This is a genomic window from Sphingomicrobium lutaoense, from assembly GCF_014195685.1.
Taxonomy (GTDB): Bacteria; Pseudomonadota; Alphaproteobacteria; order Sphingomonadales; family Sphingomonadaceae; genus Sphingomicrobium; species Sphingomicrobium lutaoense.
In genome coordinates this window covers 17,691-32,896 of the sequence record NZ_JACICF010000001.1, presented here as the reverse complement: position 1 = coordinate 32,896, position 15,206 = coordinate 17,691, and the positions used below count along the sequence as shown (strand labels likewise).

Annotated in this window: 10 protein-coding genes; 4 read left to right on the top strand and 6 right to left on the bottom strand. The window is 63.1% G+C overall.

The annotated features are described in order from the left end of the window. Positions 1–2,480, bottom strand: a 2,480-nt coding sequence (locus FHS50_RS00130; protein ID WP_183932341.1) for an Ig-like domain-containing protein, incomplete at its 3' end; no start/stop codon positions are given. A 652-nt stretch (positions 2,481–3,132) separates the two neighbouring features. Here FHS50_RS00130 and FHS50_RS00125 point away from each other — a divergent pair. Then, positions 3,133–5,430, top strand: coding sequence for a bifunctional salicylyl-CoA 5-hydroxylase/oxidoreductase (locus FHS50_RS00125; protein WP_183932340.1), 2,298 nt, complete (start codon positions 3,133–3,135; stop codon positions 5,428–5,430). Here FHS50_RS00125 and FHS50_RS00120 read toward each other — a convergent pair. The 5 genes from FHS50_RS00120 to FHS50_RS00100 all read right to left on the bottom strand — a co-directional run bounded on the left by FHS50_RS00120 (position 5,427) and on the right by FHS50_RS00100 (position 12,012). Continuing rightward, positions 5,427–6,887: an FGGY family carbohydrate kinase gene (locus FHS50_RS00120; protein WP_183932339.1), complete on the bottom strand. Its 1,461-nt coding sequence runs from the start codon at positions 6,885–6,887 to the stop codon at positions 5,427–5,429. The genes FHS50_RS00125 and FHS50_RS00120 overlap by 4 nt on opposite strands. Further along, complete coding sequence (locus FHS50_RS00115; RefSeq protein ID WP_183932338.1) at positions 6,884–7,501, bottom strand: TetR/AcrR family transcriptional regulator C-terminal domain-containing protein; 618 nt, start codon at positions 7,499–7,501, stop codon at positions 6,884–6,886. The genes FHS50_RS00120 and FHS50_RS00115 overlap by 4 nt, the downstream gene beginning before the upstream one ends. Positions 7,502–7,589: 88 nt before the next feature. Continuing rightward, on the bottom strand, positions 7,590–7,955 hold the full coding sequence (locus FHS50_RS00110; RefSeq protein WP_183932337.1) for a response regulator: 366 nt from the start codon (positions 7,953–7,955) through the stop codon (positions 7,590–7,592). After that, positions 7,919–11,389 (bottom strand): CheR family methyltransferase, encoded by a 3,471-nt coding sequence (locus tag FHS50_RS00105; protein ID WP_246332887.1) that lies wholly within the window; start codon positions 11,387–11,389, stop codon positions 7,919–7,921. The genes FHS50_RS00110 and FHS50_RS00105 overlap by 37 nt, the downstream gene beginning before the upstream one ends. Positions 11,390–11,454: 65 nt before the next feature. Continuing rightward, positions 11,455–12,012, bottom strand: a complete 558-nt coding sequence (locus FHS50_RS00100) for a PAS domain-containing protein (RefSeq protein ID WP_183932336.1) — start codon at positions 12,010–12,012, stop codon at positions 11,455–11,457. A 133-nt stretch (positions 12,013–12,145) separates the two neighbouring features. Between FHS50_RS00100 and FHS50_RS00095 the strand changes: the two genes are divergently transcribed. Genes FHS50_RS00095 through FHS50_RS00085 form a run of 3 tightly spaced genes read left to right on the top strand, consistent with a single transcriptional unit; the run spans position 12,146 to position 15,200 of the window. Then, positions 12,146–12,937, top strand: a complete 792-nt coding sequence (locus FHS50_RS00095) for an N-formylglutamate amidohydrolase (RefSeq protein ID WP_183932335.1) — start codon at positions 12,146–12,148, stop codon at positions 12,935–12,937. Next, the gene (locus FHS50_RS00090) at positions 12,934–14,157 is read left to right on the top strand and encodes a peptidase MATCAP family protein (protein ID WP_183932334.1); all 1,224 of its coding nucleotides are present in this window, start codon (positions 12,934–12,936) and stop codon (positions 14,155–14,157) included. The genes FHS50_RS00095 and FHS50_RS00090 overlap by 4 nt, the downstream gene beginning before the upstream one ends. Then, on the top strand, positions 14,154–15,200 hold the full coding sequence (locus tag FHS50_RS00085) for a glutathione synthetase (protein ID WP_183932333.1): 1,047 nt from the start codon (positions 14,154–14,156) through the stop codon (positions 15,198–15,200). The genes FHS50_RS00090 and FHS50_RS00085 overlap by 4 nt, the downstream gene beginning before the upstream one ends. Positions 15,201–15,206 lie beyond the last annotated feature (6 nt).

Genomic DNA, 15,206 nt, shown 5'->3' with positions numbered 1-15,206 from the left:
ACCGAACCCGGCTGATCAGCGCCCATGCTAACGCTCCAGGTGCCCGATGCCGTCTGGCCTTCGACCACCGTTACATCACCGGCGACCTCAGACGTCGGCACATCGTCATAGATTTTGACGTCGAAGCTCGATTGCGCGGCGAAGTCGGTATCGGGATCCTTCACCTGGAAGCCTATTCCCACGAGGCTGGTGAGCGCTTCGCTGTCATCGCCCGCGGCATGGTCCAGTTCCTGCAGGAGCGTGACCTTATAGGTATAGGTGACTTCGTTTCCGACGATCGTCGCGCTTTCCACTTCGATCACGATCACATCGTCGCCGTCGGCCGAGCCGACGAGCTTTCCGCCGACCAGTGCGAAGGTGACCGGCTGTCCGTTATAGGAAAGCTGGCCATCGAGCGCATTGTCGTCGAGCAGGCTGAACAGCGCCAGTGCATCGGTCGGGTTGGCCGGGACGTCGGCACCGAAATTCACAATCACCGAGCCCGATGCCATCGCCACTCCGCCGCCATTGACTTCAAGCGGGTCGGTCTGGCCGTCATCGGGGTTGGCGCCAATGAGCCCGTCTTCATCGACGGTCACCACTTGGGGCGTGCCGATCTGCGGCTTGGAATCGACGCTAACGTCCACATAGACGGTGGCCGTCGAGACATCGCCGTCGGCGTCCTCGATCGTGTAGGTGAAGCTGTCGGGCCCGGCATAGCCATCATTGGGCGTGTAGGTGAAGGTCCCGTCGCCATTATAGACGGCGGTGCCGTTCAGCGCCTGCGTGCCCAGCGAGATATCGCCGTGCTTGACGCCATCGGCGCCCTGCACGTCATTGACGAAGACGTCGATCTTGGTCGCCGTGTCTTCCGGAATGACGATCGGCGCGCCGGTCGAGCCATCGTCCTTGGCCTCGGGCAGATCGTCGATCACCTCAATGTCGAGCGTCGTGCTTGCGTCATCGCCGTCGCTGTCGACGACGACGATCGAGAAGCTGTCGATTTCGCTCCCCTGGAGATCTTCAATCGCCGCGGTCAGTTCATAGACATAGTGGTAGCTGCCGTCGGGATTGACGGTGATGGTGAGCTTGCCGAACTGGCCGTCGACAGTACCGCCATTGGTGACGTCCTGGCCATTGATGACGAGCTTGGCCAGCGTGTCGTTGCCGGTGGTGAAGTCGAGGTCGCCCTCGGCGAATTCACCGTCGGTGGCAGCCTTACTGCCGCCAGCGTCGAGGCCGGCTTCATCGACGGTCTGGTCCGAGCCTTCGACCACGAACACGGTGGGCGTGCTGTCCGGCAACAGGTTGATCGTCACCGTCGCGGTCGAGGGATCGCCGTCGCTGTCGACGATGCGATAGCGGAACTGGACCTGGCCTTCTTCGCCGGGAGCCGGTGTATAGGTGAAGGTGCCGTCGCCATTATAGACGACGCTACCCGCGCCCGTGAGGCTGCCCGCCACCAGAGTGACGCCGGAGACCAGATTGACGCCATCCGCGCCAGGCGTGTCATTGCCGAAGACATCGACCTTGATAGGGGCATCCTCGCTACCCTGATTACCCGTGTCATTGCGCGCGGTCGGCACATCGTCGGCGATGTGGATGGTGAGCGTCGCGGAATCGGTGTCGCCGTCGACATCGGTGATGGTGACGGTGAAGATATCCCGGGTGTTGTCGCCCGAAGTATTGTCACGAAGCGTATAGCTGAAGCCGATGACGCCGGGCGCGATCGAGGTGATGGTGAGCGTGCCGTAGAGGCCTTCGATCTGCTGGCCGACCGCGGTGATCACCACGCCGTTCACGACAAGGCCGTCGACCGCGACGACGTTGGGGCTGTCGGGCGACTGGTAGACGATCGTGCCCGCGGTGGTTTCGCTGTTGCCGGCGTGATCCGAGCCGGCAGGTTCGCCGTTGCGCGCGGGCAGGCCCGCTTCGCTGACATCGGCGGTGGCATTCTTCACACCCGTCGGATTGTCGTCGGAGATGATAACGATATCGGGTTCGTTGTCGTCGGGAAGCGCGCGGCCAATCTCCTCTTCGGTCGGCAAGTCGAAGAAGCGTTCGGTGGGAGGCAGGAGGTCGCCCAGCGGCTGGCGCGGGCCAAGGTCGGGCACCAGCACGGCGAAATTGCCTCCGCTCGACTGGACTTCGGGTCCGCCGGCGGGTTCAGGTTCGTTGCCGATGAGCAGCGCGGCGAGGTTTGTAGGCGGAACCTCCACCGTGCCGATGACCAGTTGCGGAACGAAGATGGCACCGTCGACAACCACCATCTGGCCGCCGTCGGGAAGCGCGATCACGAGATCGCGGCCAACCACCTGGATATTGTCGAGCTCGACGCCGTCCGGAAGCGTCACGATGCCGTCGGGGCCGGGCGTGACCAGCATCGCGTCCGCGCGCACTGCCGGTTGCGTGACGATCGCTGCGACCGTTGCGCCGCCATTCTCGTCATTGTCGAGAGGAGCGCTTTCGGCTCCCGTAATCGAAAGATCTTCGTTTCGCATGACCCGCCCTCGCTTCATTCGCGCCGGGAAGGACCGCGGCGCTGCCGATTCAAATTCCGAGGTGGTCCCGTGGTTGCGAGTGGCTTCCCGTTAAACGGAAAAGGTTAACGCAGGTTGGGATTGCCCCGTGCTTCGCAAGGAGAAAGACACCGAAACGGGGGAAAAAGCAAGATTGACGCTAGCATGTGCAAGTTACCCGTATGATACGAATAAACTTTTTCCAAAAAGAATATGGTTAACGAATAGAGCATAACGTAAGTAATCGTATCACTAAGCTTGTCATCATCTAAACATCTATATTGCAACCTCAATATTCGACTAGCATATTTGATATAGATTAGCGATATATAGTCTATTTCTATCTAATCGTTAAGTCATAATTAAATTATATGGGTAGGGTAAATGCAAAATTAACCTGCTTGTGCGGTTTTTTGACGTGATTCGTCTGGGAAGCGCCAAGGTCAGAAAAATTGCGAAAAAACACCCGAGGCGCGTCCCATATCGGGATAGAGCCGCCTGGGAGGTCCATTTGCGACAGATGGACTCGGGGTCGGAGGAGCAGCCCAGGAGTCGAGTCGCGGCTTGCGCGGTCTCTCCAATCCGCTAGCTTGCCGGCTTCTCTTCAGGGTGCGCGGAACAAGGGGATGAATGGATGAGGATCGCCTGCATCGGCGGCGGGCCGGCGGGGCTCTATTTCGCCATCGCGATGAAGCTGGCCGATCCCGATTGCGAGATCGACGTCTTCGAGCGCAACCGGGCGGGCGATACCTTCGGATGGGGCGTGGTGTTCTCCGACCAGACGCTGGAAAACCTGATGGCCTGCGACCCCGTTTCGGCGCGCACGATCGAGGAAGAATTCGCCCACTGGGACGATATCGACGTGCATATCGGCGGGCGGTGCGAAACCAGTTCGGGGCATGGCTTCATCGGGATCGGGCGACGACGCCTGCTCGAACTGCTGGGCCAGCGGGCGAGCGAGCTGGGCGCGCGGATCCATTATGAAAGCCCGGTCGAACCCGATCTGTCCAATTGGCGCGACTATGACCTGGTGATCGGCGCGGACGGCATCAACAGCCGGGTCCGCGAACATTATGCCGAGGCCTTCGAAGTCGAAGTCGATACCCGTGCCAACCGCTTTATCTGGCTGGGCACGTCGAAGGTGTTCGATGCCTTCACCTTCGCCTTCGAGGAGACCGAGGCGGGCTGGGTCTGGGCGCATGCCTATCGTTTTGCCGACGAGGGTTCGACCTTCATCGTCGAGATGAGCGAGGAGACCTTTGCCGGTTTGGGGCTGGCAGACATGGCGCAGGACGAGGCGATCGCGCTGTGCGAGAGGATTTTCGCCAAGCATCTCGAGGGTCATCCGCTACGCAGCAATGCGGCGCATCTGCGGGGCTCGGCGGCGTGGTTGCAGTTCCGGCGGATCAGTTGCGGCAACTGGTCGCACGACAAGATCATCCTTATCGGGGATGCCGCGCATACCGCCCATTTCTCGATCGGGTCGGGGACCAAGCTGGCGCTGGAAGATGCGATCAAGCTGGCCGAGGTGCTGACGCGGCCTGGCCTGTCGCATGCCGATGCGCTGCGCGAATATCAGGACGAACGCGCGCTCGAGGTGCTCAAGCTGCAGAACAGTGCGCGCAATTCCACCGAATGGTTCGAGACGCTCGACCGCTATCTCCATTTCGAGCCCTGGCAATTCGCATATTCGCTGATGACGCGGTCGCAGCGGATCAGCCATGCAAACCTCCGGCTGCGCGATCCGCAATGGGTGGCCGAGCTGGAGCGGCGTTTCTGGGAGCGGGCGGGTGCGGCAGGCAAGGCCGGGCCGCCGATGTTCGCGCCCTTTCGCCTGCGCGACATGGAGCTGGCCAATCGCGTGGTGGTGAGCCCGATGGCGACCTATTCTGCATTCGATGGCGTACCCAACGATTTCCACCTGATGCATTATGGCCAGCGGGCGATGGGCGGCGCGGGAATGGTCTTCACCGAGATGACCTGCGTCAGCCCGCGCGGGCGGATCACGCCGGGTTGCACGGGGATGTGGAATGACGAGCAGGCCGAGGCCTTTGCGCGCATCACCCGCTTCGTCCACGAGCGCACCCCCGCGAAAATCTGCCTCCAGCTCGGCCATTCGGGGGCTAAGGGATCGACGCAGCTCGGTTGGGAGGAAATGGACGCGCCGCTGGAGGAAGGCAATTGGCCCGTCATCGCGGCGAGCGACGTGCCGTGGAGCGAGCGCAACCAGCGCCCCGTCCCGATGACCCGCGAGGACATGGACAGGGTGCGCGACCAGTTCGTCGCCGCCACCCGGCGCGGGGTGCAAGCGGGTTTCGACATGGTCGAACTGCACTGCGCCCATGGATATCTTCTGTCGAGTTTCATCACGCCGCTGACCAACCGGCGCGAAGACGAATATGGCGGGAGCCTCGAGAACCGGCTGCGCTATCCGCTCGAGGTCTTTGCCGCGATGCGCGCCGCATGGCCCGCCGAGCGGCCGATATCGGTGCGCATCTCGGCCAATGACTGGGCGGGCCAGGATGGCATCACCCCCGACGAGGCGGTGCGGATCGCCAAGGCGTTCAGCGAAGCGGGAGCCGATCTCATCGACGTGTCGGCGGGGCAGACCTGGAAGGATGCCAAGCCCGTCTATGGCCGGATGTTCCAGACCCCCTTTTCGGACAAGATCCGCAACGAAGGCGGCTGCGCCACCATGGCGGTGGGCAACATTTCCGAACATGACCAGGTCAATGCGATCCTGATGGCGGGGCGCGCCGACCTCGTCGCACTGGGCCGCCCCCATCTCATCGATCCGCACTGGACGCTGCGCGCCGCCGCCGACCAGCAATATCGCGGCGGCTGGTGCCCGCCCCCCTATGAAGCGGGGCAGGCGCAGCTGGCGCGGCTGCTCGAGCGCGAACGGCAGATTGCGGAGGCGCTTCGCCCCTAGGCGACCAGTTCATGGGCGATGAGGCGCTGCCATTCGGTGCGGCGCGCCACGCGCTGCTCTTCGTCGATCACGGGGTCGAAACGCTCATATTCGGGGAGCATGGCGGCGATGGCCGCGCCGACATCTTCATGCACCCCCGCCCCCGCCGCGGCGAGCATCGCGGCGCCGCGGGCGGTGCTTTCGACATTCCAGGGCCGCTCGATCGACTGGCCGAGCATGTCGGCGAGGTCCTGCGCAAGCCAGTCATTGGCGATCATTCCGCCGTCGACGCGAAGATTGTGCCAGCCCGCATCGTCGGCCGCGAAGGCCTGCAACAGGTCGACGCAGCTATGGGTGACTGCCTCCAAGGCGGCGCGGACGAGATGGGCACGGGTGACGCCGAATGTGAGCCCGTGGATCGACCCCTTGAGGTTGGCGCGCCAATAAGGAGCGCCCAGTCCGGTGAAAGCGGGGATGATGGTCACGCCGCCTGCATCGGGGACCGAGCGGGCGAGCGCTTCGGTTTCGGCGGCGCTATCGACGAGGCCCGCCATGTCGCGCAGCCATTTGACGAGGCTTCCTGCGACGAACACCGAACCTTCGAGCGCATAGAGGCGGTGATCGCCGTCCTGGAGCAGCAGCGTCGAAAGAAGCCGGTGGCCGCTCTTGGGTCGGCGCGCGCCGGTCGATGCCAAAGCAAACAGGCCGGTGCCGAAGGTCGCCTTGGCCTGCCCGGGGCCGAGACAGCCCTGCCCGATCGAAGCCGATTGCTGGTCGCCCACCGAGGCGGTGACCGGAACCGGTGTGCCGAGGAGATCGGTTGTGCCGAACGAGCGGACCATGTCGCGGATCTCGGGAAGCGCCGCGCGGGGAATGCCGAACAGGTCGCACAGCCCTTCGTCCCAGCGGCTCGATTCCAGATCCATCAGCGCCGTGCGGCTGGCGTTGCTGGCGTCGGTGCAATGGGTGCCGGTCAGTTTGAAAAGCAGCCAGCTGTCGATCGTGCCGAAGGCCAGCGTGCCGCGTTCGGCGGCGGCGCTCACCGGCTCCTCATGGTCGAGCATCCAGCGCATCTTGCTGGCCGAGAAATAGGGGTCGAGCAGAAGCCCGCTCACGGCCTGAACCTTTTCCTCATGCCCTTCGTCGCGGAGCGCCTTGCAGGCGGCATCGGTGCGGCGGTCCTGCCAGACGATCGCGGGGGCAAGCGGTTCGCCGCTGTCCCGGTCCCAGGCGACCAGCGTCTCGCGCTGGTTGGTGAGCCCGATGGCGCGGATCGCGCGGCCTTCGTCGCGCGCCGCAAGATCGCGGGCGCATTCGGCAGTCGCCTGCCAGATCGCGGCGGCATCCTGTTCGACCCATCCGGGCCTCGGATAGCGGGCAGCGATGTCGCGCTGGGCAGGCGGGCCGATCTCGCCCGTTTCGGTGAAGGGCAGCGCGCGCACCGAGCTGGTGCCTTCGTCGATGACCATGATGGTCATGGCGCATAGGCCTTCATGAACATGTCCACCGCGGCGTCGACGCGGCGGTCCGCGACCTCGGGGTCGCTGCACCCCGAGAATCGCCGTTCGAGATCGCCGAAGCCCTTGCACATCGAGGCGAATTGTTCGGCGGCGAGTGCCGGGTCCTCGACGCGGATTTCGCCCCGTTCGTGCGCGCGCGCCATCAGCGCGGTGAGCGCTTCGTGCATCCGCCGCGGCCCGGCATCGAGAAAACATTCGCCGATCGCGGGGTCGCGCTCGGTCTCGGCGGCGATGCGCCTTTCGAACTGCACCATGCGCGGGCGCGCGAGAAAGGCATTGAAGCGGTGGCCGAGCGCGGTGAGCCTTTCGCGAAGGCAGCCATATTGGTCGTCGTCGGCGAGCATGAAGTCGCGCAGCTTTGCGCATTCATGCTCGACCGCGGCCTTCAGGAGCGCGGGCTTTCCGCCGAAATGATTATAGACCGTGACCTTGGAGACGCCCGCCTCGGCGGCAATCGCCTCGATCGAGGCCGCTTCATAGCCCATATCGAAAAAGGCGGCGCCCGCGGCCTCGATAATGGCCTGGCGCTTGGCCTTGCTCGACGGGCGTCGCTTGACCGCGGGGTTTGACAAAGTGAACGACTCCGTTCAATTGAACGCTGGCGTTCAAATATGGACGCGAATCGAGCGGAAGGCAAGAAAGGCCGGGCAGCGCAGGCGCCTAGCGGCTGACCGCGGTCCTGAGCGTCTGGATGAGATGGCTAGGAGTGCAGGGCTTTCCGCAGAAATAGCTGCCCGGGAAACGCTGTTCGAGGTCGCTGGGCTTGGCATGGCCCGAATGGAAGATGATCGGCACCTGGTTGTTGGTGAGGGCCACCGCCACCAGTTCGATATCCTCGCCGTCCAACTGCACGTCGAGAATCGCGCAGTCGGGCATTCCTTCTGCGAGCTGTTCGAGCGAATCGGCGACCGTTTCGTGCGGACCCACGACCAGAAAACCGGCATCTTCGAGCGTATGAGTGATATCGAGTGCGATCAGATATTCATCCTCTACGACGAGTATCTTTTGTCGCTTATCATCCGGCATGATTTTGGCAGGATCAGCGTTAATCGGTACCCCCTCTCGTCCCGTTGCTGTTCAACCACGGCTCCCAATTGGCGCGCAGACGCCGCCACCAATGTGCTACCAAACCCTTCGCGTTCCTCACTGTTCCGTTCACGTGACAATTCTTCGGTCCAGTGCAGGCGGATCCCGCCGCCATCATCTTCGCACCAGTCGATCTTCATCGTGGCGTCGGGATCGCCGAGCGCGCCATATTTGACCGAATTGGTCGCCCATTCGTGAAGCAGGAGAGCGAGGCTGGAGATGGCCTCGGTGCGGATCGCGATCGAGGGCCCTTCGATCGTCATTCCTTCATGGTCGGCATAGGGTTCGAGCGCCGCCCCGACGAGCGCCTGGATGTCGCCAAAGTCCTGATCATCGCCGCTGTTGGTGAGCGAATGCGCGCGGCCCAGCGCCGCGATGCGGCTGCGGAGCGTCTGGGCCATCATGTCCTTGGTGTCAGCATGGCGCGCGGCGAGGCTGACCATCCCGCCGATGATCGCAAAGAGATTCTTCACCCGGTGGTTCATCTCGCGCAGCAGGAGTTCGCGCATCGCGTCCTCGCGCGCGTCGGCGGTGACGTCGAAACTGACCCCGATCAGCCGGGCTGGCTTGCTGCCCGTAACCAGCCGACCGAGGCTGCGTAGCGAAATCTCGCTGCCGTCGGGATTAAGCAGCCGGAAGGTGATGTCATAATCATCCTTCTCGTTGCTGATCGCGCGGCGCAAATCGTTCTGGAAGCGCGAGTGATCCTCGGGATGGACGCGGTCGAGGATCTCCTGGAAGGGATAGCTGCCCGCGCCGTCCAACCGATACATCCCGGCCATCGTATCGTCGAAGCGAACGCAGTCGTCGTCAGCGAGATATTCCCATACCCCGATCCCCGCGACCTTGAGCGCCAGCGAAAGCCGTTCGCGTTCCCGCGCCAGTTCGGCCTCGAGCTGGGTCATCTCGCTGACATCGGTGAAGACCAGGGTCGCGCCGCTGATGTCGCCGCCTGCCGCAGTATAGGGAAGCGCGCGGAAGAGATAGGTCGCCCCATCGTCGGTCACGAACTGCCGTTCGACATGTTCGCGGCCGGCAATCACCGCGCGGGCATCTTCGAGATAGCGGCGGTTGCCGAACTTGCTGGTCATCTCCTCGAGCGAGCGGCCCTTGTCCGAGGTCTTGAGCGGGAAAATCTCGCTCGCGGCCTCGGTGAAACTGCGGATCGTGAGGTCCTTGTCGAGAACCACCACCGCGAGGCGAGTGGATTCGAAGAAATTCTTGAGGTCCGAGTTGGCGACGGTGAGCTGGTCGACCTTCGACTTCAATTCGTCGTTGACGGTGGTCAATTCCTCGTTGGTCGATTGAAGCTCCTCGTTCATCGACATCATTTCTTCGTTGGAGCTCTTGAGTTCCTCGTTGACCGTCTCGAGCTCCTCGACCGTGGAGCGCAGCCGGTGGCGGGCGAGACGCAGTTCGTCCTCGAGGATCTGGACCTCGCCGTCATTGGGGCCGAGTTCGGCAAGATCGTCGTCAGCCTCGGGGTGAAAGGCTTCGATCTCGCGCAGCACCAGCAGGGTCTGCCCGTCGGGCAGCGGGTCGGCGATGACGTTGACGCGCTGGGAGCCGAATTCGCTGCGCACCTCGACGTCGCGCGCGACCACCCGGCTGCGATCTTCCTGCGCCTGGCGCAGAAGCGGGAGCAGCACTTCGCGAAGGCCGGGGCGCGCGAGGCCCGCGGCGCTGGCGGGGCCATGCGCGGTGGTGGGGAATTCGAAATAGCGGGCGAGCCGACCGTAGGAGCCATTGACCGCTCCGTCGGGACCCAGGACGAGCGCGGCGGGGCCGTAGCGTTCGATGAGCCGCTTGAGCGCGTTGTCGTCCTCGGCATTTATCGCCTTCATCGCGGTGCGGCGAGCGATTGCCTGGCGCTTGAGTGACTGGTGCGAGGCGGCGTGCAATTCGGTGGGATAGGTGCCGCGCCCCGGGCAGCGCCGGTAGATGCGCGCCTTGAGATCGACCGGTTCGAACAGATTGTCATGGCGGCCGATCGTCTCCGACGGACCGAGCATCAGATAGCCGCCTTCCTGGATCGCATAATGGAAGAGCGGAAGGACCGATTGCTGCAGCCGCTCGCCGAAATAGATGAGGAGATTGCGGCAGGTGACGAGGTGCAGCCGCGAAAAGGGCGCATCCTTGATGACGCTGTGGTTGGAGAAGCGGACCATGTCGCGGATCCGCGGGATGACCGAATAATGGTCGCCATGGCCCTGGAGATATTTTTCCGCCAGCCGCTCGTCCATGTCGGCGGTCGCGGCGGGCGGATAACGCCCTTCGCGGGCGATGTTGAGCATCTTTTCGTCGATGTCGGTGGCGAAGATCTGGACCAGTGGACTGACGCCTCGTTCGTCGCAGGCATCGGCGACCATCATGGCGAGCGAATAGGCTTCTTCGCCGCTCGAGCAGCCCGCGACCCAGATGCGCAACTCCTCCGCCTCGTCGAGATTGTCGATGAGCGGTTCGATCACCTCGAAGCGAAGCTGGTCGAAATGCTCGCGATCGCGGAAGAAGCGGGTGACGTTGATGAGCAGATCGCGGAACAGGGCGTCGCATTCGCCATGGTCGCGCCGCAACCGGTCGAGATAGGCGCCCGCATGGTCGAGACCGAGGACCTGCATCCGGCGCTGGATGCGCCGTTCGAGCGTCGATTGCTTGTAGCCCGAGAAATCATGCGCGACGACGTCGCGCAGCGTGCTGCAGATGTCCTGGAGATGCGCGGAAACCGATGCGCTGTCCTCCAATTCGCGCACATGGCTGGCGCGGCGGTGGAAATAGCGCACGAGCGTCTCGAGGATTTCGCTCGGTTCGCGGACGAAGTCGACAAGACCGGTGCCGACCGCCGACTGGGGCATGCCGTCGTAGCGCGCGCTGGTCGGTTCCTGCGCGACGGCGAGCCCGCCCTTTTCCTTGATCGTGCGGAGCCCCAGCGAACCATCGGCGCCGGTGCCCGAGAGGATCACGCAGGCGGCGAGATGTTCATGGTCGTTGGCGAGCGATTCGAAGAAATCGTCGATCGGGCGGCGCATCCCGCGCGGGCGGCTGAACTCGGTGAGTTCGAGCTTGCCGTCCTTCATCGCGAGACCGTGGCCGGGCGGGATGATATAGACATGGTCGGCGCGGGGCGTCTCGCCGCCCTCGGCCTGGTGGACCTCGAGCCGGGTTTCGCGCGCCAGAAGCTGCGCCATCATGCTTTCATGGTGGGGATCGAGATGCTGGACGATCACGAAGGCAATGCCGGTTTCCTCGTTCGCGGCGCCGAACATCTCGCGCAGGGCCTCGAGCCCGCCCGCCGAAGCCCCGACCCCGACGATCGGGACCGTGTGGGTCGGCTTGTCCGCCATGGTGTCGGACAGGCTAGCGTCCATCGTGGCCATCAACGATCATTATGCGATCGCCCCGATATTGGAAAGGCGGGCATGGCGGACGCGCTTGCCGTCGGTCAGTAGAGCGAGCCGGCGCGGTCAGCTTCTTCGAGAAGCATCCGGGCCTGCGCGATGGTGACCGCGGCATCGGTGATCGCGTGGATCGAGCCGATGAGAAACTGGTTGGATTCGCGCTCGCCGAAGTCCGACCGGAAGGCCGCGACCAGCCGGTCGTCATAATGCGCCAGTTCGCGCGGAGCGGTGTGCGTGACATCATATTGGCTAGCAAACATGAATCGGGTCTTCTTGGTTGCATCGCGCAAGCGCGTGAGCGTGAGAAGGTTGACGAAAGGCGTGCCGTCCTTGCGGAAATTGATGATCATCGAGCGGCTCGTTTCGCGGCCCTGGTCGGCGATCATCAGCCGGATGGCGTCGAGTCCCGGCTGCTCGCGCAGGTCGTGCTGGAGAAAGCGGCAGTTGCGCCCGACGATTTCGCTGTCGGCATAGCCGGTGAGCTTTCGGAAGCCGTCATTGGCGGCGATGAGCGGCATGTCGCCCTCGCCCGCATCGGCCAGGCTCATCGCGAGATGGCTGCTTTGCATATAGTCGCGAAGGCTGTCGGGGATATCGGTCACGAGGGCATTGCCTTTCCGCGGCAAAAGCCGCGCACCGTGATGGCAGAGCGCAGCGGCAAGGACAAGCGACGCTTGCCGTCCGGAGGGCCGACGGCGCCTTGCAACCAAATGGCTTCCAAACCGCTAAGCAGGCATGGAAAGGACAGGGAAAGGATGGTGGTCCGGCCAGCGCGGCGAAGGACCGGTGATTGCCACCGCCATTCATGACGGACATGCGTTGCGCGACGAAGTGGCGGCGCGGATGAAACTGCCCGAGGCTGACCGGCTTCGCGAGGAGGACCCTTTCACGGGGCAGGCAGTGGCGGGTATGGCCACTCACCTCATCGCGCACCGCTCGCGCTTTGAGGTCGATCTCAACCGCGCGCGCGAGGAAGCCGTTTATCTCGACAAGGAGCAAAGCTGGGGCCTCGACGTCTGGGAAAGCCGCCCGCCCGAGGATGTCGTCGAGCGGTCGCTGGCGATCCATGACGCTTATTATGCCCATCTCGGCCAGCTGCTCGATGCCAAGGTCGCCGAACATGGGCGCATCTGCCTGCTCGACGTGCACAGCTACAACCATCGCCGCGACGGGCCCGATGCCGACCCCACTCCGCAAGACGAAGCGCCCGACATCAATATCGGTACTTTCTCGATGCCGCGCGACCGCTGGGCATTCCTGCTCGATCCCCTGATGGAGGAGGTGGCGTCGTTTGATTTTGCCGGACGTCGGCTCGACGTGCGCGAGAATGTCGCGTTCCAGGGCAAGGGCGCGCAGACCCGCTTCGTCCATGAGCGGCATCCCGAACATGCCTGCGCGATCGCCTTCGAGTTCAAGAAGATCTACATGGACGAGTGGACCGGCGAGCCCGATCCCCGCGCGCTTGAGGCGATGCGCGGGCTGATCGACCATCTGGGCGCGGTCGCGCGGAGGATTTTCGAAAAATGAGTGCCTCCGATCCTCTCGACATTGCCCGGGCACTGCCTCTCGAGGAAATCCGCGAGGCCTGCGACAGCGCCGATGCGCGTCTCAACGAGGTGGCGCGCAAGTTCGACTATCTCCTCCTTCTTTCCCCCACCAACACCCATGAGGCGATGGACGACTGGTTCGCGGCGGGTTGCACCGGCGATCCGCATTTCCATTATCGCGACCTCGATTTCGATCCCTCCGAACTGCGGCGCGAACTGCATTCGATCGAGTTGTCGCACTTGCAGGAACCGCTGGTCGAGGGGCTGCTTCTTGAAAAGCGGCAGGAGCTCGATCTCCAGCTGACTCTGCTCGAGAACCGGTGCAGCAAGGATTTCCTGCTCGCTTCCGAACAGCTTTATGGCGGGGTGTCGGACGAGCTTCACGACACCGCCAAGGCGATCCTGTCGCGGGTCGCCAAGGCGGGACGATCCAAGCAGGTCGTCGATGCCGAGGCGCTGCGCGACCATGCCCTCACCATCATCGAGCGCTATCGCGAGCAGGATCCCGAGTTCGACGCGGAAGTCGAGATCCGCGACGATGTCACGGGGCTTCTCGTTTCCTATCCCAAGCTGATGATCGATAGTGATGCGCGGGTGTCATTGCGGCGAGTCGATCCGCTGCTCAGTCATGAAATCTCGATCCACATGGTCACGGGTTTCAATGGCGACTGCCAGCAATTCTCGATCTTCAAGACCGGGCTGGCCGGATATGAGGAAGTCCAGGAAGGGCTGGGCGTCTTTGCCGAATGGGCGGTGGGCGGCCTTTACGCGGCGCGGCTGCGGCTGATTGCCGGGCGGGTGATCGCGGTGCGCGCGATGCTCGACGGCGCCGATTTCACCGAATGCTATCGCGAGTTGCGCAAGGCCTGCGGAATGGGCCGCACGACGAGCTTCAAACTGGCGGCCCGGGTGTATCGATCGGGCGGCCTGGCCAAGGACGCGATCTACCTGCGCGGTTTCTTCCGCGTGATGGAATATCTCGTCGGCGGCGGCGATCTCGAACCTTACTGGATGGGCAAGATCGCCCCCATCCATGTTCCGGTCGTGCGCGAACTGGCCGAGAAAGGCCTGATGAATCCCGCGCGGCTCAGACCCGAATTTCTCAACCGCCCCGATGCGCGCAAGCGGATCGAGGATTATTGCAACGACCCCAGCCCCCAAAAATGGCTCAGCACGGAAAGTGATGCGTGGACCCAATGAAGATCGCCTTTTTCGTCAACGACATGGAACGCGAATATCCCAATTTCGCGACCACCGTTCTTGCCTGGCAGGCGCGCCAGCGCGGCCACCAGGTCTATTATGTGACCCCCGAGGACTGGCTGCTCGATACCGATGACAGCCTGCATGCCCATGTGCGCGAAGTTCCCAAGGGCAAGTCGAAGGATCATGGGGCCTTCTTCAAACTGCTCTGTTCCAAGGAGACCAAGCGCAAGAATATCGACATGGCCGATGTCGACGTTTTGATGCTCCGCAACGATCCCTCGACCGATGTGAAGGACAAGCCCTGGGCAGCGGAATCGGGCATCCTGTTCGGGCGCGAGGCAGTGAAACGCGGGGTGATGGTGCTCAACGATCCCGACAGCCTCAGCCGCGCAGTCAACAAGCTCTATTTCCAGAGTTTTCCGCGGCAGGTGCGCGCCGAGACGATCATCACGCGCAACGCCAAGGACATCAAGGAATTCGCCGAGAAGCATGACGGCCATATCATCCTGAAACCGCTCCAGGGGTCGGGCGGTAGTGGCGTGTTCAAGGTCGACAAGAAGAATGCCAGCAATCTCAACCAGATGATCGAGGCGATTTCGCGCGACGGCTACGTCATCGCGCAGGAATATGTCGATGCCGCCAAGGAAGGCGATATCCGCCTGTTCATGCTCAACGGCCAGCCCTTGTGCATCGGCAAGAAATATTGCGCGCTTCGCCGCCGCCAGGGCGATGACGATATCCGTTCCAACATCCATGCCGGGGGCAAGGCCGAGGCAGTCGAGATCAGCGACACCGAACTCAAGGTCGCCGAGATCATCCGCCCCAAGCTGATTGCCGATGGCATGTTCCTCGTCGGGATCGACATCGTCGGGGACAAGATCCTCGAGGTGAATGTCTTCTCGCCGGGCAATCTGCATAGCTGTTCGGAGATGAACGGAGTCGATTTTTCCGAGCCGATCATCGATGCGGTCGAACGTAAGGTGCGGATCAAGGAAGAATTCGCGGTCGATTTCGACAATCGCCACATGGCGGTCATCTAGGCGGAC

Excerpts from the sequence above, each read along its gene's own strand:
- FHS50_RS00120 (WP_183932339.1), bottom strand. The coding sequence starts at position 6,887 with ATGACCATCATGGTCATCGACGAAGGCACCAGCTCGGTGCGCGCGCTG.
- FHS50_RS00085 (WP_183932333.1), top strand. The coding sequence starts at position 14,154 with ATGAAGATCGCCTTTTTCGTCAACGACATGGAACGCGAATATCCCAAT.
- FHS50_RS00105 (WP_246332887.1), bottom strand. The coding sequence starts at position 11,389 with ATGGCCACGATGGACGCTAGCCTGTCCGACACCATGGCGGACAAGCCG.
- FHS50_RS00095 (WP_183932335.1), top strand. The coding sequence starts at position 12,146 with ATGGAAAGGACAGGGAAAGGATGGTGGTCCGGCCAGCGCGGCGAAGGA.
- FHS50_RS00110 (WP_183932337.1), bottom strand. The coding sequence starts at position 7,955 with ATGCCGGATGATAAGCGACAAAAGATACTCGTCGTAGAGGATGAATAT.
- FHS50_RS00090 (WP_183932334.1), top strand. The coding sequence starts at position 12,934 with ATGAGTGCCTCCGATCCTCTCGACATTGCCCGGGCACTGCCTCTCGAG.
- FHS50_RS00125 (WP_183932340.1), top strand. The coding sequence starts at position 3,133 with ATGAGGATCGCCTGCATCGGCGGCGGGCCGGCGGGGCTCTATTTCGCC.